24 protein-coding genes are annotated in these 25947 nt (G+C 39.2%); all 24 read right to left on the bottom strand.

What is annotated here, in order from left to right; translation table 11 throughout:
• Positions 1-10: 10 nt before the first annotated feature.
• Positions 11-910, bottom strand: coding sequence for a tyrosine recombinase XerC (gene xerC, locus ACVWXS_RS00420; protein ID WP_368635466.1), 900 nt, complete (start codon positions 908-910; stop codon positions 11-13).
• A gap of 289 nt (positions 911-1199) precedes the next feature.
• A complete protein-coding gene (trmFO, locus tag ACVWXS_RS00415) occupies positions 1200-2513 on the bottom strand; it encodes an FADH(2)-oxidizing methylenetetrahydrofolate--tRNA-(uracil(54)-C(5))-methyltransferase TrmFO (protein ID WP_368635467.1) in 1314 nt (437 codons plus the stop codon).
• Between the two features lie 18 nt (positions 2514-2531).
• On the bottom strand, positions 2532-4610 hold the full coding sequence (topA, locus tag ACVWXS_RS00410) for a type I DNA topoisomerase (RefSeq protein ID WP_368635468.1): 2079 nt from the start codon (positions 4608-4610) through the stop codon (positions 2532-2534).
• A 92-nt stretch (positions 4611-4702) separates the two neighbouring features.
• Positions 4703-5599, bottom strand: a complete 897-nt coding sequence (dprA, locus tag ACVWXS_RS00405) for a DNA-processing protein DprA (protein WP_368635469.1) — start codon at positions 5597-5599, stop codon at positions 4703-4705.
• 232 nt (positions 5600-5831) lie between these two features.
• On the bottom strand, positions 5832-6734 hold the full coding sequence (gene sucD / locus ACVWXS_RS00400; protein WP_368635470.1) for a succinate--CoA ligase subunit alpha: 903 nt from the start codon (positions 6732-6734) through the stop codon (positions 5832-5834).
• Positions 6735-6751: 17 nt separating this feature from the next.
• Positions 6752-7912, bottom strand: coding sequence for an ADP-forming succinate--CoA ligase subunit beta (gene sucC, locus ACVWXS_RS00395; RefSeq protein WP_368635471.1), 1161 nt, complete (start codon positions 7910-7912; stop codon positions 6752-6754).
• 168 nt (positions 7913-8080) lie between these two features.
• A complete protein-coding gene (locus ACVWXS_RS00390) occupies positions 8081-8377 on the bottom strand; it encodes an EscU/YscU/HrcU family type III secretion system export apparatus switch protein (protein WP_368635472.1) in 297 nt (98 codons plus the stop codon).
• On the bottom strand, positions 8374-10269 hold the full coding sequence (locus tag ACVWXS_RS00385; RefSeq protein WP_456955288.1) for a hypothetical protein: 1896 nt from the start codon (positions 10267-10269) through the stop codon (positions 8374-8376). The genes ACVWXS_RS00390 and ACVWXS_RS00385 overlap by 4 nt, the downstream gene beginning before the upstream one ends.
• A 72-nt stretch (positions 10270-10341) precedes the next feature.
• Positions 10342-11100 carry a ribonuclease HII gene (locus ACVWXS_RS00380; RefSeq protein WP_456955286.1) on the bottom strand — a complete coding sequence of 253 codons (759 nt, stop codon included), beginning with the start codon at positions 11098-11100 and terminating at the stop codon, positions 10342-10344.
• 241 nt (positions 11101-11341) lie between these two features.
• Positions 11342-12217 (bottom strand): ribosome biogenesis GTPase YlqF, encoded by an 876-nt coding sequence (gene ylqF, locus ACVWXS_RS00375; RefSeq protein ID WP_368635475.1) that lies wholly within the window; start codon positions 12215-12217, stop codon positions 11342-11344.
• A 55-nt stretch (positions 12218-12272) separates the two neighbouring features.
• Positions 12273-12836, bottom strand: coding sequence for a signal peptidase I (gene lepB, locus ACVWXS_RS00370; protein WP_068983172.1), 564 nt, complete (start codon positions 12834-12836; stop codon positions 12273-12275).
• A 106-nt stretch (positions 12837-12942) separates the two neighbouring features.
• Positions 12943-13287 carry a 50S ribosomal protein L19 gene (gene rplS, locus ACVWXS_RS00365; RefSeq protein WP_010858422.1) on the bottom strand — a complete coding sequence of 115 codons (345 nt, stop codon included), beginning with the start codon at positions 13285-13287 and terminating at the stop codon, positions 12943-12945.
• Between the two features lie 116 nt (positions 13288-13403).
• A complete protein-coding gene (trmD, locus tag ACVWXS_RS00360) occupies positions 13404-14141 on the bottom strand; it encodes a tRNA (guanosine(37)-N1)-methyltransferase TrmD (protein WP_402986865.1) in 738 nt (245 codons plus the stop codon).
• Positions 14141-14656, bottom strand: coding sequence for a ribosome maturation factor RimM (gene rimM / locus ACVWXS_RS00355; RefSeq protein WP_374963523.1), 516 nt, complete (start codon positions 14654-14656; stop codon positions 14141-14143). The genes trmD and rimM overlap by 1 nt, the downstream gene beginning before the upstream one ends.
• A 351-nt stretch (positions 14657-15007) precedes the next feature.
• Positions 15008-15241 (bottom strand): KH domain-containing protein, encoded by a 234-nt coding sequence (locus tag ACVWXS_RS00350; protein WP_004269410.1) that lies wholly within the window; start codon positions 15239-15241, stop codon positions 15008-15010.
• A 15-nt stretch (positions 15242-15256) separates the two neighbouring features.
• Positions 15257-15529, bottom strand: coding sequence for a 30S ribosomal protein S16 (gene rpsP / locus ACVWXS_RS00345; protein WP_024362057.1), 273 nt, complete (start codon positions 15527-15529; stop codon positions 15257-15259).
• Positions 15530-15623: 94 nt separating this feature from the next.
• Positions 15624-16982, bottom strand: coding sequence for a signal recognition particle protein (gene ffh / locus ACVWXS_RS00340; protein ID WP_368635477.1), 1359 nt, complete (start codon positions 16980-16982; stop codon positions 15624-15626).
• Between the two features lie 12 nt (positions 16983-16994).
• Positions 16995-17330 (bottom strand): putative DNA-binding protein, encoded by a 336-nt coding sequence (locus tag ACVWXS_RS00335; RefSeq protein WP_068983175.1) that lies wholly within the window; start codon positions 17328-17330, stop codon positions 16995-16997.
• A gap of 336 nt (positions 17331-17666) precedes the next feature.
• Positions 17667-18914: a signal recognition particle-docking protein FtsY gene (gene ftsY / locus ACVWXS_RS00330; RefSeq protein ID WP_423472046.1), complete on the bottom strand. Its 1248-nt coding sequence runs from the start codon at positions 18912-18914 to the stop codon at positions 17667-17669.
• A complete protein-coding gene (smc, locus tag ACVWXS_RS00325; RefSeq protein WP_456955282.1) occupies positions 18911-22492 on the bottom strand; it encodes a chromosome segregation protein SMC in 3582 nt (1193 codons plus the stop codon). The genes ftsY and smc overlap by 4 nt, the downstream gene beginning before the upstream one ends.
• A gap of 3 nt (positions 22493-22495) precedes the next feature.
• Positions 22496-23260 (bottom strand): ribonuclease III, encoded by a 765-nt coding sequence (rnc, locus tag ACVWXS_RS00320; RefSeq protein WP_368635480.1) that lies wholly within the window; start codon positions 23258-23260, stop codon positions 22496-22498.
• Between the two features lie 608 nt (positions 23261-23868).
• Complete coding sequence (gene acpP / locus ACVWXS_RS00315) at positions 23869-24105, bottom strand: acyl carrier protein (protein WP_068983180.1); 237 nt, start codon at positions 24103-24105, stop codon at positions 23869-23871.
• Positions 24106-24163: 58 nt separating this feature from the next.
• Positions 24164-24910, bottom strand: a complete 747-nt coding sequence (gene fabG, locus ACVWXS_RS00310; protein WP_068983181.1) for a 3-oxoacyl-[acyl-carrier-protein] reductase — start codon at positions 24908-24910, stop codon at positions 24164-24166.
• Positions 24903-25856 carry an ACP S-malonyltransferase gene (gene fabD / locus ACVWXS_RS00305; protein ID WP_374963527.1) on the bottom strand — a complete coding sequence of 318 codons (954 nt, stop codon included), beginning with the start codon at positions 25854-25856 and terminating at the stop codon, positions 24903-24905. Before fabD ends, fabG begins: the two co-directional genes overlap by 8 nt.
• Between the last annotated feature and the right edge of the window lie 91 nt (positions 25857-25947).

Raw genomic sequence — 25947 nt, 5'->3', positions numbered from 1 at the left:
CTTAGCTCTATTATGCCCTTGGATGAGCATTCATATATGTTTGACGAAGATGCTCTTTTGTTACATGTGTGTAAACTTGCGTAGAAGATAAATGAGCGTGGCCTAATAATTCCTGTACCGTTCGTAAATCTGCGCCATTATTCAATAAATGTGTGGCAAAAGTATGACGAAGCATATGTGGATATATTTTCGTATGAAGCGAGGCCTTGTCAATCATTTCTGTTAAAATATGACGTACACCTCGTGGAGTAAGTTCCCCACCACGCATGTTGACAAACAATTGCTGATGACTTGTTTTCTTCATCAATCGTGGACGAGCTTGCTCTATGTAATCCTGCATGGCTAAACTCGCAAATTGACCGAATGGAATAATACGTTCTTTTCGCCCTTTCCCCATTACCCTAATAATCGAATAATGGAAATCCACATCTGCTACTTGTATGGAAGTGAGCTCACTTACACGAATACCTGTCGCATATAACAGCTCTAATATAGCTGTATTTCTTAATGATTTCAAATCATCGCCAGCATTCGCATCAAATAGTTGCTTCAATTCTTCTTCGTAGAAAAAACTAGGTAAACGTGATTCTTTTTTTGGATGATATAGTGATCTAAACGCTCCATCATCTAATCCGTATTGTCTATTTAGAAAACGAAAAAAGGAGCGTATTGAGGAAATTTTTCTTGAAACAGATGATCTTGCTCTTTTTTCATCGTACAACTTTGTTACATAGAGACGTGCATGTATATACTCAACACTAGCTAAATCATTTACGTCCTCCGCCTGTAAAAACGCTAAAAAATCTAGTAGATCTGATTCATATTCTCGTACTGTATGAACAGAGAAGTTCTTTTCAACTTGGATGTAAAGCATGAACTGTTCAAGTGCATCTTGGGACGAAACTAACATGAAAGATTCACCACCAACGAATTATTGATAACCGTCTCAAATTACTAACACTTGCATAAAAGGATATACTAATTTGTTTATCCTTCTTATTGCGTCCGGAATTGCACTGACTGAAGTGAAGATAAACATACATACTGACACTATACCTATCTTCATCATATAGCAAGTGAAAAAGGTTATATTTTGAGAAAATCTCCATACAAAACAATAAAATACGTGTAAATCAGCATTTTGTCTACAAAAAAGAAAAGCCTCTAAGAGTATATCAACTTTTAGAGGCTTTTTGCAATTAAATTGTTTGTGAATTCACAAAATTTTGAATTGTACTTATTGCTCGTGTAGCATGCATCTCTGCACGCTCTGGTTTTGAACGACGACCTGGTGGTAGTTCAGGGAAAATCCCGAAGTTGACGTTCATTGGCTGGAAGTTTTTCGATTGCGCTTCTGTTATATAACGCGCCATGCTTCCTAACGCTGTTTCGAATGGGAAGATAATCGGTTCTTGACCTAATACTAATCGAGCTGCATTAATGCCAGCAATTAATCCACTACCAGCAGATTCAACATATCCCTCGACTCCTGTCATTTGACCCGCAAAGAAAATATTTTTTTGCTCGCGAAGCTGATACGTTTTCTCTAGAACTTTTGGTGAATTAATGAACGTATTTCGATGCATAACTCCATAACGGACGATTTCAACGTTCTCTAACCCTGGAATTAGTTGCAATACTTCTTTCTGCGGGCCCCATTTTAGATGTGTTTGGAAGCCAACAATATTGTAAAGAGTACCTGCTGCATCATCTTGACGTAATTGGACAACAGCGTAAGGGCGTTTTCCTGTTTTTGGATCTTCCAGACCTACTGGCTTCATCGGTCCAAATAACATTGTTTTCTCCCCGCGTGCAGCCATTACTTCGATAGGCATACAACCTTCAAAGTAAATTTCCTTTTCAAATTCTTTTAACGGCACAACTTCTGCTTCGATTAACGCTTGACGGAAACGATCAAACTCTTCCTTTGTCATAGGACAGTTTAAATACGCCGCTTCCCCTTTATCATAACGAGATTTTAAATAAACCTTATCCATATCAATGCTATCTTTTTCGATTATTGGTGCTGCTGCATCATAGAAATACAGATAGTCTAAACCTGTTAAGCCCTGAATTTTTTCAGCTAAAGCTTTCGATGTCAGTGGTCCTGTGGCAATAACAGTAACGCCTTCTGGAATCTCAGTAACTTCTTCATGAATGACTTCTACAAGAGGGTGATTTTTCACTGCCTCTGTCACATATCCTGCAAATTCATGACGATCTACTGCTAAAGCACCGCCTGCTGGTACTGAACACGCATCTGCTGCCTTCAAAATCACAGATTCTAAAACGCGCATTTCTTCTTTAATCACACCCACTGCATTTGTTAATCCATTAGCACGTAGTGAGTTCGAACAAACAAGCTCCGCAAATTTATCAGTATGGTGAGCCGGCGTTTGCTTTACTGGGCGCATTTCATAAAGTTTAACTTTCACACCACGTTTGGCAATTTGCCAAGCCGCTTCACTGCCTGCAAGACCCGCGCCTATTACATTTACTACTTGTTCAGTCATGTTCTTACCATCTTTCTATCATTGAGTAGGTGCTTCTTCATAGTCACATTTCGTACACTGAATTTGCACACCTTTTTTTATTTTTTTCTCTACTAATAATGCACTACATTTCGGACATGGTCTACTAATCGGCTTGTCCCACGAGACAAATTCACACTCAGGGTACTGATTACAACCATAGAATAAACGCTTTGTTTTACTTTTGCGTTCTACGATCTCGCCTGTTTCGCAGGAAGGACATTTTACGCCAATTGGCTTCATAATCGCCTTCGTGTTACGACAATCTGGGAAGTTTGAGCAAGCCATAAATTTCCCATATCGTCCAAGCTTATAAACCATTGGAGAACCACATAGCTCACAATCTTCGCCGGCTGGTTCATCTTTAATGACAACCTTTTCCATAGCCTCATCCGCATGCTTTACATGGACCTCAAAATCCTTATAAAACTCATCTACAACCTCTACCCATTGTCGACTACCTTCTTCAATATCATCTAAATCTTGTTCCATTTTTACTGTGAATTCGATATTTATGATATCAGGGAAAAACTCTAGTACGAGTTGGTGTACGATTTCACCCAGCTCTGTTGGCATAAATCGTTTGGCATCTAACACGACATAGCCTCTGCGCTGAATTGTGTCGAGGGTCGGTGCATACGTGGACGGGCGCCCTATACCTAGCTCTTCCATTGTTTTTACAAGACGCGCCTCGGAATAACGTGGTGGTGGCTGTGTAAAATGCTGCTTGGGCTCGATTTCAAGGGATTTTACTTGATCACCAACTGCCATCTCTGGTAGAAGCTTAGTTGTTTCTTCTGTCTGATCATCGGTACCCTCAATATATAGTTTCATAAAGCCTGCAAATTTAACTTGCGAGCCGTTTGCACGGAATAAAACATCACCATTTTGAAGGTCTACAGCAACTGTATCGAGTACAGCTGGTGCCATCTGACTTGCGATAAAGCGCTCCCATATTAAACGATATAAACGCAATTGATCACGACTAAGCACCGCTTTTAACTCTTCTGGAGTTCGCATCGTGCTAGTTGGACGAATAGCCTCATGGGCATCCTGTGCATTTGATGCTTTTTTCGTCTGCTTCGTTTCTGTAGAAATGTATTCTTTGCCGTATTTGGATTCAATATATGCAATTGCCTCTGTTTTCGCTGTTTCCGAAATACGTGTTGAGTCAGTACGCATATAAGTGATTAAACCGACTGTACCCTCTTTTTTACCAATATCTATACCTTCATACAATTGTTGAGCAAGCATCATCGTTTTCTTAGCACGGAAATTTAACTTACGTGCTGCCTCTTGCTGTAAAGAAGAAGTTGTAAAAGCAGGTGCTGCATTTCGTTTACGTTCTTTTTTAGATACATTTACGACATCAAAGTTTGTACCTTTAACATTTTTTAAAATAGATTTTACTTGTTCTTCATTTGTTAATTTAATTCTGTCTTTACCATTGCCATAGTAAAGAGCATCGAACGTTTTTTTGCCTTTTTCAAAAGAGCCTTCAATTGTCCAATATTCTTCAGGTTGGAAGTTTTTTATTTCATTTTCACGATCGATAATCATGCGCAGTGCTACAGATTGTACCCGTCCTGCTGATAATCCTTTTTTAACTTTTTTCCACAAAATCGGGCTAATGTTATAACCAACAAGTCTGTCCAGTATACGTCTTGTTTGCTGTGCATCTACTAAATCCATGTTGATAGCCCGTGGATTTTTAAAAGATTCTACTATCGCATCTTTTGTAATTTCGTTAAAAACAACTCGACAATCTGAATGAATATCAATATTTAACGCAGTCGCAAGGTGCCAAGCAATCGCTTCTCCCTCGCGGTCTGGATCGGCCGCTAGAAACACTTTCTTCACTTTTTTAGCCGCAGACTTTAATTCCTGTAAAACAGGCCCTTTTCCACGAATAGTAATATACTTAGGTTCATAATTATTTTCTGAATCAACGCCCATTTGGCTACGTGGTAGGTCACGAACATGCCCGATTGACGCTTTCACTTTGTATTTCTTACCTAAATAACGTTCAATTGTTTTTGCCTTTGCTGGTGATTCTACAATCACTAAATAATCCGCCATCTATGTCTCCCCCTTAGCGAGGTCTATTGCTTATTTTTTTAAGTTACCTGTTGCAAAATGTATAACAGATTTTAAGATAATGCAACTTTTTTTCAATTTTTGTTAGAAAAGAGCGCAAGTGTTTCAACGATTTCTTGACCACTACACACTGGTATAGCCCCTTCTAATAGTAATTTATTTGTGCCTTTTGATTGCTCAGCATTAATTGGTCCTGGTACAACAAATACATCCTTACCTTGCTCTAATGCGTGTTCTGTTGTAATAAGCGTACCACTTCTTAATGCAGCTTCCGTTACAACTAAAGCTTTGGACAATCCACTAATTATTCGGTTACGCATTGGAAAATGCCATTTCTCAGGCTTCATATATGGGGGGTACTCCGTGACAAGCAACTGATGCTCCGCCATATGCTCAGCGAGTGACTGGTTTTCCTTAGGGTATATATAATTAAAACCGTGACCAAGTACTGCAATTGTGGAACCACCAACTTTTATAGTAGTTTCATGAGCTATCGTATCCGCTCCTCTTGCAAGCCCACTGACAACAGTATATCCGTGTTCAATAAGAGGTGGAACAATTAAGTCCATTGCAGTTTTTGTATAAACTGTAGCCTTTCTAGAGCCTATAATGGCTACTTGTTTTTCTTTCGTTAGTAGAGAATACTGACCTTTCACATACAATACAGTAGGTGGACTGGATATTTCAAATAATTGCGCCGGGTAAAAAGGATGATAAAAAGGGATGGGGGAAATATCGGCCCGTTCATAGGCATCTTCAAATGACAATGTCATAATTTGTCTAAAATTCCTAGAGATTTGCAAGGCTCTTTGCGATGATAGTTGCAGTGCTTTTGCAATCTCGTAGGGGGGCGCTTCTTCAAAATAACTTAATATATCCACCGGGGACAGTAATTGCTGAAGTTTTTGAAGTGGTAATGGGTATACATAATGTAAAGCTAGTAATCTCTGTGTATCGACTGAAAAAATCATTTAAAAACCTCCTTTTAATAGAAGAAAATTAAATGACCGCATTATAAATTTACATCACAACATCAAATCTTGAAAAACAATGTGACACAACTTTTTAGGAAAGGCTTTTTAAACAGAGTAAGTAGGAAGTTAGAAATTACATCGCTTGAACACAGTTCCATTAGAAGCATGTTAAACAATGTCTAAAAAGGAAATAGAAAAGATGTAGCCACAACGTGCTACATCTTCCATTTTAATGGGTTTTACACTTTTCGTATAGCCCTTTTTCTTTAATTACTTTAATAAGCGTTTCACCAATAACAGATGGCGTTTCCGCTACTTCAATGCCAGCAGCATTCATTGCCTTAATTTTCTCTGCTGCTGTTCCTTTACCACCAGAAATAATAGCACCCGCGTGACCCATACGTTTACCTGGAGGCGCTGTTTGTCCACCGATAAAGCCAACGACAGGTTTCGTCATATTCGCTTTAATCCACTCAGCCGCTTCTTCTTCAGCTGTACCTCCAATTTCCCCAATCATCACAACTGCATATGTTTCTGGATCATTATTAAACGCTTCCAAAACATCGATAAAGTTTGTACCATTGACAGGGTCTCCACCGATCCCTACAGCTGTAGTTTGACCAATACCAGCTTGTGTCAATTGATGTACAGCTTCATATGTTAACGTACCAGAGCGAGAAACAACTCCTACATGCCCTTTCGTATGGATATAACCAGGCATAATGCCAATCTTACATTCATCTGCCGTAATAACACCAGGACAGTTTGGACCTACAAGGCGTGTCTTTTTACCTTCCATATAACGTTTAACCTTAACCATATCAAGGACAGGAATATGCTCAGTAATACAGATTGTTAATTCTAATTCTGCATCAACAGCCTCTAAAATAGCATCTGCCGCAAATGGCGCAGGCACATAAATAACTGAAGTTGTCGCGCCTGTAGCAGCTACAGCTTCTGCCATAGTATTGAACACAGGGACTCCCTCAATTTCAAGACCACCCTTACCTGGTGTTACACCTGCTACAATTTTAGTACCATACTCAAGCATTTGCTTCGTATGGAAAAGCGCTGTTTCGCCCGTAATCCCTTGTACAATTACTTTCGTATCTTTGTTAATAAATACAGCCATTATTCTCCCCGCCTTCCTTAGCCTACTAGTCCCACAATTTTTTGTGCACCGTCAGCCATTGAATCCGCTGCAACGATGTTTAAACCAGATGCATTTAAAATTTCTTTTCCTAGTTCTACATTTGTACCTTCTAAACGTACAACTAACGGCACAGCTAAGCCAATTTCTTTGGCAGCCGTTACAACACCCTCAGCGATAATGTTACATTTCATAATTCCGCCAAAAATGTTAACGAAAATGCCTTTTACATGTGGATCAGAAAGGATAATTTTAAAAGCTTCTGTTACTTTTTCAGCTGTTGCACCGCCACCTACATCTAGGAAGTTAGCGGGGCTTCCGCCGTAATAACTAATTGTGTCCATAGTAGCCATAGCAAGACCAGCTCCATTCACCATACAGCCAATGTTGCCATCTAGTGAAATATAGCTTAAGTCGTATTTTGATGCTTCGATTTCCTTTGCATCCTCTTCATCAAAATCACGTAATTCGACAATATCTTTATGACGATACAACGCATTTGCATCGAAATTAAATTTAGCATCTAATGCTACAACTTCGCCTTGTCCAGTTACAACAAGTGGATTAATTTCTACAATCGAAGCATCTTTGTCGATAAACGCTTGATACAAGCCTAACATTAATTTGACAGCTTTCCCCACTAGGTTTGCTGGAATATTCATATTAAACGCCATTCGACGTGCCTGGAAGCTTGTTAATCCAACTACTGGATCCACAACTTCTTTGAAGATTTTTTCTGGATGTGCTTCCGCTACTTCCTCAATATCCATGCCGCCCTCTTCAGATCCCATCATTGTTACACGGGATGTTGCGCGGTCTAATACTAAACTTAAATAGTATTCTTTTTGAATATCAGAACCCTCTTCAATATATAAGCGTTTTACTTCTTTTCCTTCAGGACCTGTTTGATGAGTCACTAAGATTTTTCCTAATAATTCTTTTGCGTACGTACGCACTTCGTCAAGGTTTTTAGCGATTTTCACACCACCCGCTTTACCGCGTCCACCTGCATGAATTTGCGCCTTGACTACTGTCACATTAGAGCCAAGTTCCTTCGCTACTTTCACTGCTTCATCAGGGGAAAAAGCAACTTTTCCATTCGGTACAGCTACACCATACTTTCTAAGAATCTCTTTCCCTTGATATTCATGGATATTCATAATACATCCTCCCATCAAACATTTGCATAAAATTGTTTTACTAACATAATCTATTCTAACTAAAGATTCTGATAAAGTCTACACTTTGTCTTTTGTTCGTTTTTTATCTTTTAATATTACACTTTCTTCTACTTTGTGTACTAAAACAGATTTTTTCGAAAATTAGAATTATCTTTCTTTTCTATATATTTGCGCATATTGTTGGTCTAACCGATAAATAAATGCAAAAACTTCAGCGACAGCTTGGTACAGTTCTTCAGGAATCGACTCATTTAAATCTAATTGTCCAAGCAATTGAACAAGGTTAGGATCCTCATAAATCGGCACATTATACTCATTCGCACGCGCTAAAATATTTTCTGCTACTTTACCTTTTCCTTTTGCTACTACCGTTGGACTATCAAAGCGTCCTAACTTATACGTGAGCGCAATAGCCTCTTTTCGAGTAAATTTTTCTTCACTCATACGCGGAAATCCACCCCAATATGTTCCTCCTGCTGTTCTAATACAGAGGTTGTTTTTTCAGGTTGAGCTTTTTCAAATTGCTTAATAAAAACGCCTGAAAGTTGATAATCTTTTTCAGCTAAGCCTATTTTTAAAGCTGCTTTTAGTGGTTCTGCAAGTGGAATAATATCATCATTTTCATTAAATACCGTCACAGTAACGACACGATTTTGAACCTGCATATCAATAACCGTCTCTTTCATTGATTCCATTTGTAAATAAAATAATATACGCGCATAATTGGCATCAATTTTACCATCATCCTTCATGCGTCCATTCCACTGTAATGTTGCATCCATTTTCTTGCCGAAGAACTCCAATGGTACTTGCATAACAAGCTGATGCTGATGACCATTCTCGCCTGATGCTAGCTGCATACCGTTCATACGCGCCATTAACATTTCTGCCGCTTCCTTCAGCTGTGGAGTAGTATGTGTCTCCTGCAATAACGTATGAAGCTGAGGTTTTAATTGATGGGCAATCTCCTGTAAATCGGCTGACTTATTACTAAGTGTCGCCTCATAGCTAATTCCTAGATTTTTTAATACCGTTTTCAGTGCATGTTCCATTGCTTTACTATCCATGGAATTTTGTACATGGGCATCTGCTTGCGTAACAATCTGCTGAATCATTGATTGCGGCGATTCAACACTATTTTTCATCAGATTTCGCATGAATGCGTCGTTTTGTAATGGGGTAGTTGCTCCATGCTTTAAAAGCGATAGTAAGTGGTCCTTCACTGAAAGAGCGTTGGCGTCTTGTGTAAATAAACGCTCCGAGGAATTTTCAGTAAATGCTTTGATCAGTTGTTCTTGCATCTGCTTTGCAAAAATCTCTAGCGTTTGTTTAGTTGCTGGTAGCTGATTCAATCGATCGATCAGTTGATTTACTTGTTGCTTTTGTTCATTGGTTAACAAGCTTTGATTCGCTGTCCATAATTTAAGTTGGTCGATAAGCTGATTTGTATTGTCAGGTTGTGCCGTTAGAATCGTTTGAATAACTTGTCCAGCATGTTGAAGCTGATTAGGCTGAACGGCGTTTACACCGCTGAGACTTGACCAGTTTTGCAAGGTTGCCTGCTGAGGTAATATCCCAGCCTCCTTTAACATATTCATAGCTTGAATCTTTTCACTCATAGAAGCCGTATTATTCGTTAATATTTGTATAGACTTGGCTAGTACTAAACCACCTGTTTCTACTTCAAAAGGTTTTGCAATTGCCTGTACCTGTTGCATTAGATTTTGCTTGATGTTTTCTGGTAAAGCTGTATCTTTAGCTAAAAGCTGTGTAAAGTTTTCCATTACAGAAATCATGCCGGTCGTTTTTTGCCCACTAATAAGAGCTTGAAAAACGTCATTTGTCATTGGCATTTTAAGCTCCACCATTTTTTGAATAACTTGTAGAGCATCTAGTTTAGTAATGCCCTCTGGTAATGCCTTTATCCACATTTCTGCCTGCATCAATTGATCCTTTGAAATCGGTAGCTGTGCTTTCATAAAATGGGCTAGAAGCTGTTGCATTTCAGCTGACTTAGGCAAATTCATCGATTCAAGTAACTGATTGATTTGTTGACTTTGGGAAGCCGTTTGCGTCATAGGTCCCGTAACAACTTTTAATTCGGTTTGCGGGTTTGTACCAGTTACTTGAAAGAAATGGGCATCACCTGCTTTTAGTGGAACTTCAAGTTTAGCAATAAACTTCTGATGGCCAACTTGTATCTCTGCCATTTGATCTGGATATAATTGTTTAATCGTACCATGAAATACTTGTCCCTGTTTCAAAGCAAGTGGCTGATTAGTTGCGGTTATAGCAGCTTGTTGCATCTGAATCGGATTAAAAGATGTCGCTGTCATATACATACTCCTTTCATCAATTACTCTTTGGCGTAATTGGTGTCCTATTTTTTATTTTTAGTATGCTAGTTATTAAAACATTGACTTTATTGGTTCAAACGATTTGCGATGATGAATGGTTGGACCGAATTCTTCAAGTGCTTTTATATGTTGCTTTGTACCATATCCTGCATGCTGAGCAAAACCATACATAGGGAATTCTTTGTCCAATTGATCCATATAATCATCACGAGCTGTTTTCGCTAATATCGATGCAGCTGCAATAGCTAAGCTTTTTGCATCTCCTTTAATAATTGAATCCTGTGGAATAGAGATTGGCAGTGTCATAGCATCAACTAGGACATAATTAGGCTTACTAGTTAACGATTCTACACTTATCTTCATCGATTGCTTTGTCGCTTCGTAAATATTTAATTCATCAATTTGTTGTGTTGATTGGAAATGGATAAAATAACTTACTGCATGTTCTTTTATTAAAGCAGCGTAGGCATTACGTTTCTCTTGTGATAATTGCTTTGAATCATTTAATCCGACAAGCATCTCACAGTTTGCAGGTAAAATAACAGCAGCTGTTACTACTGGGCCCGCTAATGGTCCACGCCCTGCTTCATCTACACCTGCGATTAAAGCACTTACTCCTCCATAGCTTCGATCGAAATCGACTTTTGCTTGATGCTCCTGTAATAACTGTTGTTTTTTATCTTGACGCTTGTTCCAGCTTTGCCAAGCCTTTTGCACACCTGCTCTTTCATCAGTTGCTACTTCTGTCATCCAGTCCTGCCATTCCTCAGCTTCCTTCAATGCTGCTGTTATTTCTTTAATCGTTTTCATAAATTTACTCCCTTTTTGGTTCTTAAAAGTTAATCGCTAATTTTACGTATCAATTTGCCTCGGGCGTCTCTCCCAGTATGTATTCCCTTTTTGTGGTTCATCACCAAAATGAAGAGTTAACATCCGTTTTAAGTTATCATTATTTTTCTCGCTCTATATCATTTATCGGCAAGAAGAGGCATTCCTAAAAGAAAAACTGCCATGCTCACGATCTGCTAAAGTGAGTATGACAGTTTTTAACTTATTGCTGCTCTGCTTCTTTTTCAAGTTGTTCGTCAACAAAGTCAAATGTTAGTTTGCCTAATTGTAATCCACGAATATCTCGAACGATCAGTTGAGCTACTTGATCATAGTCGATTTCTCCTCCAGGACCGAAAACACGACGTAGCTTACCTATATGATCAAAGGTTTCAACTAAATCTTCATGGACAAATTGGAAGCCGTAGCGTTCCTCCATACGTGCTGGATAATGATTGGATAAAAAGCGTAGGCCATATACAGCTAAATCCTCCATATTTGTTATCGTATCCTTAATAGCACCTGTTAAGGCTAATTTGTAGCCTACTTCTTGATCTTCAAACTTCGGCCATAAAATACCTGGTGTATCGAGTAATTCAAGCTCCTTACCAACTTTTATCCATTGCTGAGCCTTAGTTACCCCTGGGGTATTCCCTGTTTTTGCGATATTTTTCTTCGCTAAGCGATTAATAAGCGTCGATTTCCCTACGTTCGGGATCCCAACAATCATTGCACGAATGGCTCTTGGCTTCATCCCACGTGCCTTCATACGATCAAATTTTTCTTTTAATATTTCTTGGGCAGCCTTTGTCACTTGCTGTAATCCTTTGCCTTCAAGAGAATTGATGGCTACTGCCTTATGACCACGTTGTGCAAAGTACTCTACCCACTTACGTGTTTCCTGCTCATCTGCCATATCTGCTTTATTTAAGATTAGGAGACGCGGTTTTTGATTAATCACTTCGTCTATCATCGGATTACGCGAAGATAGAGGTAAACGTGCATCTATTAATTCAAAAATAATATCAACGAGCTTTAATTTTTCTGTTACTTGTCTGCGGGCCTTCGCCATATGCCCGGGAAACCATTGTATAGTCATATCTTTTCCTCCTAAACTAAAAGAAAAAGGGAGTGTTAGACCTCCCTTTCATGCGTTACTTTACAATTTTTATATCACTAAACGGCCAGAAAATTAGACTTGTATTTCCAATGATCTCTTTTTGATCGACAAGTCCAATATGACGACTGTCCTTACTGTATCGACGATTATCTCCCATAACGAAAACATAACCCTCTGGAATTACATCTAGTTTTACATCAATGTCTTTTAATGTAAAATCTTCTGTTAATGTACCTTCCGTAATTTGTGATTTGTAGGCATCTAAATAAGGTTCGTCTATTGGTTCACCATTAATGTATAATTGATCGTTTTTATATTCTAGCGTGTCTCCTGGAAGTCCAATAACACGTTTAATATAGTTTTTCTGCTCTGGAGCGTGGAACACCACAATATCAAAGCGTTCTGGTTCACTTATTTTATAACCAATTTTATTGACAATCATACGGTCCCCATTTTCAAGGGTTGGCATCATGGACTCGCCATCTACTGCAATGGGTGTAAATAAAAAATAACGAATAATTGCCGCAATCGCAAATGCAATTAGAAGTGCCTTTGTCCATTCCCATAATTCATTCTTTTCTTTCACTTGTTTTTCCATCGAGATTTGCCCCCTTGTCTATCTTCATTTTAGATGATAGTTATTTAAGATGACAAGCAAAAAGAAAAGGAGCTTGTTGCACAAGCCCCTCACTTTTAAGTCATTATTATCGAATTTCTTTAATACGAGCAGCTTTACCACGTAGGTTACGTAGGTAGTAAAGTTTAGCACGACGTACTTTACCACGACGTACAACTTCTAAGTTAGCGATTTTTGGTGTGTGTACAGGGAATGTACGTTCAACACCTACACCGTAAGAAATTTTACGAACTGTGAAAGTTTCGCTAATACCGCCACCACGACGTTTAATTACTACACCTTCGTATACTTGGATACGTTCACGAGTACCCTCTACTACTTTCACGTGTACCTTAACAGTATCACCTGGACGGAAAGTTGGTAGATCAGTGCGAAGCTGAGCTTTAGTAATTTCTGTAATAATGTTTGACATTGTTTTCTCTCCTTAGACAGATGCTCTTGCACGCAATCTATGCCACAGCGGAACACCGTAATTCAGTACTTCACATAGAAGTACAGAATAGATGTTATCACAAATATAGATAGCAATCAAGCATCTTTATTATTGTTTTTAAGTTTTTCTACATACATTTTTTGCTTATCTGTTAACTGATAATTCTCGAGTAAATCTGGACGACGCTCGAATGTTCTTTTCAGAGATTCTTCCGCACGCCATTGCTCAATTTTTGCGTGATTGCCCGATAGTAAAACATCAGGTACTTTCATTCCGCGAAATTCAGCAGGTCGTGTATAATGCGGGTGCTCTAGAAGACCTGTTGAGAACGAATCTTGTATGTGAGAATCCTCTTGTCCTAAAACCCCCGGCAGAAGTCGTACAACGCTATCAATAACCGTCATAGCCCCTAGCTCTCCACCAGTTAAGACGAAATCTCCAATTGAAATCTCGTCTGTGACAAGATGTTGACGGATGCGTTCATCATAGCCTTCATAATGTCCACATAAAAATACTAGTTCTTGTTCTTGCGCTAGCTCTTCTGCCTTTTTTTGAGTAAAGCGCTCACCTTGCGGACACATCAAAATGATACGAGGTTTTTTTCCTGCAGTAATGGCCTCGACAGCGCTAAACATCGGCTCTGGTTTTAACACCATTCCCGCACCACCGCCATACGGATAATCGTCTACTTGGTTATGTTTGTTACCCGAAAATGCACGGATATCGGTTACTTCTAGCTTTACGGCACCTTTTTCCTGTGCTTTCTTTAAAATTGATGCACCAAAGACGCCTGTAAACATATCAGGAAACAGACTTAACACATGAATATTCATCATAGCAGGCCTTCCATTACGTGGATCACAATTTTCTTCTCATCAACTTTAATTCCCTTGACGATGTCTTCGATATACGGGATGTAATGCTCTTTTTTAGCACCTTTGACTACCCACACATCATTTGCACCTGTTTGAAGAATGTCAATCACCGTTCCGATTGTTTCACCTTCTTCAGAAACCACTGAACAACCAATTATATCGTGGAAGAAATATTCATTTTCCGCTAATAAATCATCTGACATTTGATCCTTCGTCACTTTGAGCATACCTTCTTTGAAAGGCTCTACCAAGTTAATATTGTGCATTCCTTCAAAAGTTAATAAAATAAAGTTTTTATGACGACGCATTGATTCAATTGTTACCCATGTTGGCTTTTTATCGTCTTTTTTAAACGCCGCAAGCTTATTTCCTACTACGAAGCGCTCTTCCTCAAAATCTGTTGTTGATAATACACGTACCTCACCGCGAATACCATGCGTATTGACAATACGACCTACATTAAACCATTCCATTTAAATCTCACCTCATATAAAAAATGCTATCCACGTCAAGCTACTAGCTAGCCAGATCAAAAGTAACCATCTCTCACTTTTATCTAAGAAAGCAGATTAACTTTTGGCGGATGATGTTTTAGCTAAGACGTTGACCAGTCTTCCTCCATGTCATTATGGTCAATTACCTCTCAATGTAATGACAATAATGAATAAAGATAAAAAAAGGAAGGAACTCGCAAGCTCCTTCCTTCTTAGTCCAGATTTTACGCTTCACCTCAAAGCCACTTCGAATTCCTAAATGCATGTAAACATACCTATCAGGACTCTCAAGTGCTTGTTGCATGTAAAAGAGCGTGAAAATCTTTTCTATCAATCCAATATATCGACGTAGGTCTTTTTTTGATGGTGACTACCCGCCGCTGAATAAACAATTGTACGAATCGCTTTTGCTACTCGCCCTTGTTTGCCTATGACTTTCCCTCGATCCTCTGGATGAACAAAAAGTTTATAAACAATTCGATTTGCATTTTCATCCGTCTCTATACGAACTTCTTCTGGATAATCGACTAACGGTAAAACGATTGCTTCAATCAGCTGCTTCAAAAATGTCGCCCCCGATTATTTACTGAATTTTTGGTTATGGAATTTTTCCATGATACCTTGTTCTGAGAACAAGTTACGCACTGTATCTGATGGTTTTGCACCGTCAGCTAACCATTTAAGAGCTTTCTCTTCATCAATGTTTACAGTAGCTGGTTGAGTAAGTGGGTTGTAAGTACCAACTGTTTCAATTGAACGACCGTCACGTGGTGAACGAGCGTCTGCAACTACGATACGATAGAAAGGAGATTTTTTAGCTCCCATACGTTTTAAGCGAATTTTAACTGCCATTTTAATAGCACCTCCGAATAAGTTTCACACAAGATAGTATATTATCAATGTTTAGGTTGTTTGTAAAGTGTTTTTTCTTAACACCTATAAATTATTATTTAAACAATGAATCCAAGCCCGGCAATTTCATCTTTTTCTTCCCTTTACCGCTCGCCATGCCTGTCATTTGTTTCATCATTTTCTTCATTTCATCAAACTGCTTTAATAGACGATTCACCTCTTGAATTGAAGTCCCAGAACCCTTCGCTATGCGCTTTTTACGGCTGCCATTAATAATTTCTGGATTCGTCTTTTCGGCAGTTGTCATCGAATAAATAATCGCTTCTACGTGGCCCATTTGCTTATCATCAACTTTAACGTTGTCTAAGCCTTTGATTTTGTTAGCGCCTGGTAGCATTTTCAAAATTTCATCTAAAGGCCCCATTTTCTTTACTTGCTGCAATTGTTCAACAAAATCATCTAAAGTAAAGGTTTGAGTTTTAAATTTTTCCTCTAGTTCTTTAGCCTTTGCTTCGTCAACATTTGCCTGAGCCTTTTCAATAAGCGATAGCACGTCACCCATTCCTAATATACGAGACGCCATACGCTCTGGATGGAAAGGTTCGAGTGCATCCATTTTTTCGCCCATCCCGACAAATTTAATCGGCTTCTGTGTTACTGAACGAATTGATAATGCCGCACCACCACGTGTATCACCATCAAGCTTTGTTAAAACAACCCCAGTAATGCCGATTGCCTCATTAAAGCTTTCTGCTACGTTTACAGCATCCTGACCCGTCATAGCATCCACAACAAGGAATACTTCATCTGGCTCTTTTAATGCACGAATATCTTTTAATTCTTGCATTAAATCTTCGTCGATATGCAAGCGACCAGCCGTATCGATAATCACAACATCATGATGCTCTTCTTTTGCCAATTCAATTGCCTGACGTGCAATTTCTACTGGGGATACATCAGTGCCTAATGCAAAAACAGGTAGTGATAACTGTTTTCCTAATGTTTGTAATTGCTGAACAGCTGCTGGGCGATAAACGTCTGCTGCAACTAGTAGTGGCTTACGATTATATTTTTTTCGTAACACATTTGCCAGTTTCCCTGTAGTCGTCGTTTTACCCGCACCTTGTAATCCGACCATCATAATGACAGTTGGCGGCTTCGTATTAAATTTGATTGGGCTTTGTTCGCCACCCATTAATTCTGTTAATTCGTCTTGTACGATTTTAATAACTTGCTGACCTGGTGTTAAGCTTTGCATAACATCTACACCGACAGCACGTTCACTGACCTTTTTAACGAATTCTTTGACTACTTTTAAGTTAACATCCGCCTCGATTAAAGCAAATCGGACTTCTCGCATCATTTCTTTAACGTCTTGTTCCGATACTTTTCCTTTACCTTTAATCTTTTGGATTGTCCCTTGGAGTCGTTCCGCTAATCCTTCAAAAGCCATTGCTTTCGCCTCCTAATCCCATTCTTTCAACTGTTCTATAAGCGCTAACTGCTCTTCAACTGTCATACTTCGTTCTGTAATCCCCGTTGTTAGCTGCGCAAGCATTTGTGTACGTTGTTGAAATTTTTCCAATAAACATAGTTTTTCTTCATATTCTTCAAGCATCGCTTCTGTTCGACGAATATTATCATAAACAGCTTGACGTGAAACTCCATACGATTCAGCGATTTCTCCAAGTGAGTGATCATCTAAATAATAGAGCTCCATATAACTCCGTTGCTTATCTGTTAATAATGCTTGATAAAAGTCGAAGAGAAAGTTCATGCGTGTTGTTTTTTCAAGTAGCATCGAATATTTCTCCTCCCGTAATTAGTCATTTGTATCATAACGAAAAGCGCCCGCATGTGTCAAGGTAATCTCCTTGTCTAAAAGCCTTAATTAACTGCTTTACAGGCGTTTTCACCTATAGCTAGCATTTCCCTTTTAAACAATGCGATTCCCCTGCACAGACGAGCGCAATTACAAATTTACTTACTTAAATGTTAATCCTCGGACCATCACCAAAACGTGTGGTTGATTTCCGTTCCGACTGGGCGCTTTCCTTGGGGCGTCCAGCCTCCACTCCAATCAACTTAACATAGTATACGTTTTAACAAAAGTCATTCACAACTTTTGATGATAAACCTAGTCTTCACTATTTTGTAATTCTTTATCTAAACCATCAGCAAATAAGCCATACACATAACGTTCAGCATCAAATGGCTGTAAATCATCCATTTTTTCACCAAGACCAATAAACTTCACAGGAATGTGTAATTTATTGCGAATGGCAAGGACAATACCACCTTTTGCAGTACCATCAAGTTTTGTTAAAACGATTCCCGTTACATTAGTAGCTTCTTTAAACGTTTGTGCTTGAACAAGTGCATTTTGACCTGTTGTTGCATCTAATGCTAATAGTACTTCATGCGGAGCATTCGGTACCTCTCGGGAGATTACTCGATGAACTTTTTCAAGCTCATTCATTAAGTTCACTTTGTTTTGCAGACGTCCAGCTGTATCACAAATTAACACATCCGCTTTACGATTTTTCGCCGCATGAATTGCATCATACATAACCGCTGCTGGATCGGAGCCTTCCGATTGTTTAATCACTTCACACCCAACACGGTCTCCCCAAACTTGTAATTGATCGATGGCACCAGCACGGAAAGTATCACCTGCTGCTAAGACAACCGTTTTACCTTGTGATTTTAGACGATGGGCAAGTTTACCGATTGTTGTTGTCTTCCCAACCCCATTTACGCCAACGAATAAAATAACAGTAAGCTCACCTTGAGGCTGCATATTAAGGTCGATTAAATCTTCTTCTCCCTGCTCATAAATTTCTACAAGTTTTTCAGAAATAATCGTTTGAATACCATTTGTATCTTTTATATTTTTACGCTGAACTTCGAAGCGTAATTTGTCCATCAGCTCCATTACTGTTTCAAAGCCTACGTCTGCCTGTAATAATAGGTCTTCTAATTCTTCAAAGAAATCTTCGTCTACTTTTCGATAACGAGCAACTAGGTCGTTCACTTTTGAAGTAAATGAATTACGCGTTTTTTCTAGTCCGGCTTTGAATTTTTGCGTAATAGACCATGCAGAAGGTTTTTTCTCCTTCACAGGTTCTTCCACTATCGCGACCTCTTGCACTTCTTGTTGTTCTTGATCTTCTATTACTACAGGATTTTCTGTTTCAATTGGACTGTCCGTTACAGAAGTCTCCTCTACTTCCTCAACTTCATCTATAACTGCTTCAATTTGAGCAGGCTCTGTTGCATCATCTAGCTTCTGTTCAGCAACTTCTTCTTCATTTATCTCAACTACTTTTTCTTCCTCGGCTGGGTTGCCAACCAATTTGTCTTTTAAACGTTTAAAAAAACTCATGCTTGTTCGCTCCTTTGCTCCGCAAGTACGGGTTCATCTTCTAATTTTACTGATACAAGTTTAGATACGCCAGATTCCTGCATTGTAATACCATACAACACATCCGCTCCCTCCATCGTTCCTTTACGATGTGTGATCACAATAAATTGCGTGTCACGGCTAAATCTTTTTAAATATTGGCTATATCGAACAACATTTGCCTCATCTAATGCCGCCTCTACCTCATCAAGAATACAGAATGGTACAGGTCGTATGTTTAAGATAGAGAATAATAAAGCGATTGCTGTTAGTGCACGTTCACCACCCGAAAGCAAACTTAGATTTTGTAATTTTTTTCCTGGTGGTTGCGCTACTATTTCTATACCTGTTTCTAGCAGATTTTGAGGGTCCAATAACACTAAATCTGCCTGTCCTCCACCAAACAATTCACGGAAAACATGTTTAAATTGCTCACGAATGGCATAGAAGGTTTCGCTAAAGCGTAGCGTCATTTCCTCGTCCATCTCTTTAATAGCCTCATGTAACGTTTCCTGTGCAGCAAGTAAATCTTCACGCTGCTCTGTTAAAAATGAATGACGTTCAAGCACTCGATCGTATTCCTCAATGGCACTCAAATTAACAGGACCTAGCTCCTCTATAGATTTCTTCAGCAGTTTCACTCGACGTCGCATATGCTCTTCATCTTCAATAACAAGGGCCAACTCCTCAGCTTCCTCTACCGTTAGCTGATAGTTTTCTTCTAGCTGTTCATTGAAATTATTGACTTCAAATTCTACGCGACTTCGCTTCAATTCATTAGCACGTATTGCTTCAAGATAGCCTTTATGTGTACGTTGCAATTCCTTCAGCTGTTCTTCTAAAGTAGTAAGCTCTTGTTGTTGTGCTACTTTTTCATCTTTTTTCTGTGAGATTATGTCCTGCAGTGAATCTCTTCTCGCCTTCCATGTAGCAACTTGCTCATCCACTTCTTCATCGCTTAAAAGTTTTGTCGATTCATCAGATTGAAGCCAGATTATTTCCTGAGAAATATTATCGACTTTTTGACGACCTTTGTTTAATTGTAGGGCTAACTCGGCTGTAGCAATTTGTACTTGTGACATTTGCTCCTGCATAACCGCTAACTGCGAGCGTTTTTCCGCCGATTGCTCACGAAGTACATCCTTCTCCGTCTCACTTTGCAGCTTCGCCTTACTTAGTTGTTCCACTGTTTCATTAATTTCTAACAGTTCGGTTGCTAGTGCCACTAAACGCTCTGTAGCTGCTTCCTTTTGAGCTAACAATGCTTCTTCTCGTGTTTTTACATCTTGTGTCTCATTAGAAGCAAAAGATACTCGAGCAGATAAGCTTTTTTCGACAACCTCTAGCTCGCGAATACGACTCGCCTGCTGCATTTCATCTTTTCGTAATTGCTCTCCGTCAAGCTTCAATTGCTCTACTTTTTCTCGTAATGTTGCAAGTTTCTCTTTTTCAGCTACAACAGCCTGTTCAGCACTATAGATGGAAGCTTCTAACGATTGTAGCTTCAAGATTAAACCATCTAATTCCGCTTTTCTAGTAAAGAGTGAAGATTGTTGCTTCACAGCACCACCTGTTAATGAACCGCCTGCATTGACGATATCACCTTCAAGTGTTACAACACGATATCGGAAACCACATAAACGAGCAATTTGGCTTGCACCTTCTAAATTTGATGCAACGATTACATTGCCAAGGAGGTTTTCGACAATTGTGCGGTTGTCTTCATCGAACGTAACAAGTGCATCAGCCATTTGGACAAATGCTGGGTGCTCAGTAGCTAACTGAATCGTAGAAAGATTGATTTTACGTGACTTTATGACTGTTTTAGGTAAAAATGTTGCGCGTCCAGCTCTCTTTTGTTTTAACCAATGAATTGCCTGTTGAGCATGTCGTTCATCGGTTGTCACAATATGCTGAGAGGCTGCACCTAATGCTGTTTCAATAGCCTGAGAATATTTTCCACCAACTTGGATTAACTCAGCAACAGCTCCTTCAATTCCAACTAATTCACCTTTATCACGTGCTAACAATACTTCTTTTACTCCATGGAAGAACCCAGAGAAATCTGCTTCAAGTTCAGCTAGCGTATCTTTTCTAGCCTTCAATTGCTGCTGATGCTGATAGGCCTTATAAAGCATATCCTGCTTTTCATTAAACGATGCATTGACGTTCTTAAGCTGTATTTGCAATGTTTCATATTGCTCGAGCTTTTCCTGCAATTCATTAGTTGTTGTTGTATGGGCAGCAACTAGCTTCTCTTTTTCTGCTAAAATTTGCGTAAGCTCTTGCCCGATTTCATCAGTTTGATCTGTCATTCGTGCTGCCGTCGCTTTTTGTTGCGCTAATTGCTGATCGATATTTTTTAATTCATTTTTGATGGTTGCTTCTTCGTTTAAGGAATCAATATACCGGTTTTTTTGTTCTTCAATTTCTTGTTCAATTTCAGAAACAGAGCGGTTTAAAGATTGTTCCAATTGCTTGAGGCTTTGTTTTAGCTCTGATACTTCTTGTTGTTTTTCAGCGAACAATTCTTTTTTCTCTTGTTCTTGAACAATGAGAGCCTCTACCTCATTTTTTGCTTCTTGTAATGCTGTATTCAATTGTAGTAGTTGATTAGAAGCATTTTGTCGCTTTTCAGCCATTAACGCTTTACGACCATCCCAACGCTCTACCTCCATCGTCGCATTAACAAACTCAGCCTGAGTAGTATCTAAATAGCTATCTAGCTCTTTTAAAAACTTACGAATGCCTACAGTTTGCTTTTCAATTGAAGAAATATTATGAGCTTGTTTTTGTTCTATCTCATATAGCTCTGAGTACTCATTTTTCAAAGCACGCAAAGATTGTGCACAATTTTTCAAATCGTGCACAAGGATGGCGATATCAAAATCCTTTAACTCTGTTGACATTTGCACATAATCTCTTGCACTTGATGCCTGAATTTCTAACGGCTCCAGGCGACTATCTAGTTCATGTAAAATATCTAAAACACGATACAAATTTTCATCTGTTTCAACAAGCTTATGCTCTGCCTTTTTCTTTCGTAATTTATACTTTAATACGCCAGCTGCCTCTTCAAAAATTGAACGACGGTCATCAGGTCTGCTATTTAAAATTTCATCTACACGGCCTTGTGAAATAATGGAGAAGGCCTCTTTTCCAAGTCCTGAGTCCATAAACAAGTCCGTAATATCCTTCAGGCGACACTGCTGGTTATTTAATAAATATTCACTATCACCTGAACGGTATACGCGTCTTGTTACGCTGACTTCTGTATATGAAAAAGCAAGCTGTTCATCGGTATTATCTAAAATTAACGTTACCTCTGCAAAGTTTAGTGGCTTACGTGAGTCACTCCCAGCAAAAATAACATCCTCCATCTTTGCCCCACGTAACGACTTTGCAGATTGCTCCCCAAGTACCCAACGAATAGCATCAATGACATTACTTTTCCCACTGCCATTTGGTCCAACAACCGCTGTAACACCGGGTACAAAATCAATTCCAATGCGCTCCGCAAAAGATTTAAAGCCAATCACTTCGAGTCGTTTTAGGAACATCTATTAAGCCTCCTCTTTTGCAGTTTGGTCACGCATTGCACGCATTGCACATTGCGCAGCTTGCTGCTCGGCTTCTTTTTTTGATTTCCCACGCCCAATACCAAGCTCCTGTCCATTTAATAGGACACTCGATACAAAGGTACGATTATGTGCAGGACCCTTTTCATCAATAATTTCATAATGAAGAAGACCGTTATTTGTTTGCTGTACCATTTCTTGCAATTGACTTTTAAAATCCATCACATGCGAAAAAGCACCGACTTCTACTTTCGGGAATACGATTCGTTCTAAAAAGGACACAACCGTTTGTAAGTCTTGATCTAAATAAAGGGCACCTACAAATGACTCAAATACATCTGCAAGTAGCGCTGGGCGTTCCCGTCCACCTGTTAATTCCTCACCTTTTCCGAGTAATACAAAGCGACCGAATCCTAATTCATTTGCAAAGATTACAAGTGATGGCTCACATACTATGGATGCTCGTAGCTTCGTTAGCTCACCCTCACTCATATTAGCGTATTTCTCAAAAAGGTATTTAGAAACAGACAGTTCAAGTACTGCGTCTCCTAAAAATTCAAGACGCTCATTATCCGTAAACAATTTACGGCGATGCTCATTCACATAAGATGAATGTGTGAATGCTTGATACAATAGATTTTTATTAATAAATGTGATATTTAATTCATGCTGTAACAGCTCGAATTGATTGCGTACTTTTTCAGGAAGTACGCCAGATTTCTGCATAGTTCCTCTTCTTTTCATAGCCATTGAACAATCTGCCTTCCTAATAGTTTCTACCGTTTTAGTGTACCTTTTTCACGGCATTTATGCAAAAGTATTTCGGCTGAAATACAACGTTTTGGAAATTTTTTCGCAAATTTTTTCCGCCATAATCAATTTCGCCTTGGCGTAATTGCGTCCGGATTTTGAATTGTGCCCGCACAATTCATTCCTTTGAAAATCCGTGACATCCGCCGGAGGCTTTAGGCCAACGTGATGTTGGTCACTCAGTCGTCGCCACAGGACGTGGCGTTCTTAGACTGAGTTCCTTTATATCAGTAGATGTTTGGACACCCACTGACAAGGAACCACTCCTGCATTCATCTCACCATCTTTAGAAGTAGAATCTTCTACTGAATGAAGATAAAAAAAAAGGGACGTTCACAGTTCGAAAAACGAACCGTTTCGTACCCTTTTAAATACACCTTAGTATAGTATCTGCTCTTCACATTTAAGCAAAAAACAGGAGTAATCTCTGCCATAGGCTTTAACTTTATTCAACTAATTCATAAACACTTATTGTATAAAAACTATGACTGCGTTCATGTCAACACCGATAGCGGTGATAAATTTATGCTGAATAAAGCTAAACGAAATTAGTTTATTTTACTTTCGATGTATGAAATTGCAGAACCAACTGTTGAGATTTTTTCAGCATCTTCATCAGAAATTTCCATATCGAATTCGTCTTCAAGCTCCATTACAAGCTCAACTACGTCTAATGAGTCAGCACCTAAATCATCACGGAAAGAAGCTTCTAGAGTAACTTCACTTTCCTCAACACCTAAACGGTCCACGATTACTTTTGTTACGCGTTCTAATACTGTAGTCAAAACATTCACCTCCCCTCAAATGATTATACAAAAAATTATTATTTATGACTAATTGAAATTACATCACCATTCCGCCATCTATATGTAGCGTCTGCCCCGTCATATAGTTTGCATCATCTGAAGCTAGGAATACTACTGCCTTTGCGATATCCTCTGGCTGCCCAAGTTTAGCAAGAGGAATTTGAGTAAGCATTCCTTGCTTTATATCATCTGGTAGTTGATCCGTCATTTCTGTTTCAATAAAGCCTGGTGCAATCGCATTTACTAAAATATTGCGTGATGCCAATTCTTTTGCAGTCGTTTTAGTTAATCCAATAACACCTGCTTTGGCAGCTACATAGTTTGCTTGCCCCGCATTACCAGCTACACCGACAATCGATGAAATGTTGATGATACGACCTGCACGTTGCTTCATCATTTGACGTGTTACTGCTTTTGTACAAAGGAAAACACCTTTAAGGTTTGTATCTAACACATCATCCCACTCATCTTCTTTCATACGCATTAACAAGTTATCACGAGTAATACCAGCATTATTTACTAAAATATCAAGTGAACCGAATGTTTTCACAGCTGCATCCATTAATGCTGTAACTTCCTCTGTTTTTGAAACACTACCTTGTACAGCAATAGCCTCGCCGCCATTTTCTTGAATCATCGCGACAACTTCTTCTGCCTTTGCCTGTGAGCCACTGTAGTTAACAACAACTTTAGCACCCTCATCAGCAAGCTTTAATGCAATAGCGCGTCCTATTCCACGCGAAGCACCAGTTACAACAGCTACTTTCCCCTCTAATTTACGCATTAATTGTCCACTCCTTCGCCGCTTCTAGCACAGCCTCTAATGATGCTTCATCATAAACACAATAAGTCGCAACAGATCGGTCGATTTTTTTCACTAATCCACTTAACACTTTGCCTGGTCCACACTCAATAAAGACATCCACACCTTGTGCAATCATTTCACGCACAGATGCTTCCCATTGCACAGCGCTATATACTTGTTCTACTAACTCATGTTGAATAGCAGGAACATCCTCTAATTCTTTCGCCATGACGTTGCCGATTACAGGGATTCGCGGAGCTGATAATGATATTTCGGCTAACGCTCCGCTTAATTTTTCAGATGAAGGACGCATTAGCTCTGAATGGAATGGTCCACTAACAACTAAAGGAATTGCTCGTTTTGCACCCGCTTCCTTTGCCGCTAACGAAGCCTTTTCGACCCCTTCCTTTGTACCAGAGATAACGATTTGTCCTGGACAGTTTACATTCGCTACCTGAACCGCATCACCTGCTGCCGATATTTGTTCAGTTACCTCATGTAGTGCCTCAAGCTCCATCCCTAAAATGGCTGCCATTGCACCTTGCCCTGCTGGTACAGCTTCATTCATATAAAGACCACGCTTATGAACGACAGAAACAGCATCCTCAAACGTTAACACACCGGCGATTACTAACGCACTGTATTCTCCAAGTGAATGTCCAGCTGCATAGTTTGGCTTAATTCCTGCTGCAAGTAATTTTTCTGCAACCATTACACCCGTAGTTAAAAGTGCTGGCTGTGCATGGTATGTCAATGTTAGCTCCTCAGCTGGTCCCGTTAACATAAGCTTAGATAGCTCAAAACCAAGTGATTGATTTGCACGATCATAAAATGCTTTACTTTCTGCCGCATTCTCAACAAACTCTTGCCCCATTCCAACTACTTGAGAACCTTGTCCTGGAAAAACAAATGCTATTTTCGTCATTTTGTATTAATCCCCTTTTTAATCAATTTTGCCTCGGCATAATTGCGTCCGGAATCGGCCGGAGGCTTTAGGCCAACAGATGTTTTTTGTG

This window comes from Lysinibacillus sp. TE18511, from assembly GCF_054062295.1.
The sequence above is the reverse complement of the archived record's forward strand: the minus strand, read 5'-3'. Positions and strand labels throughout refer to the sequence as shown.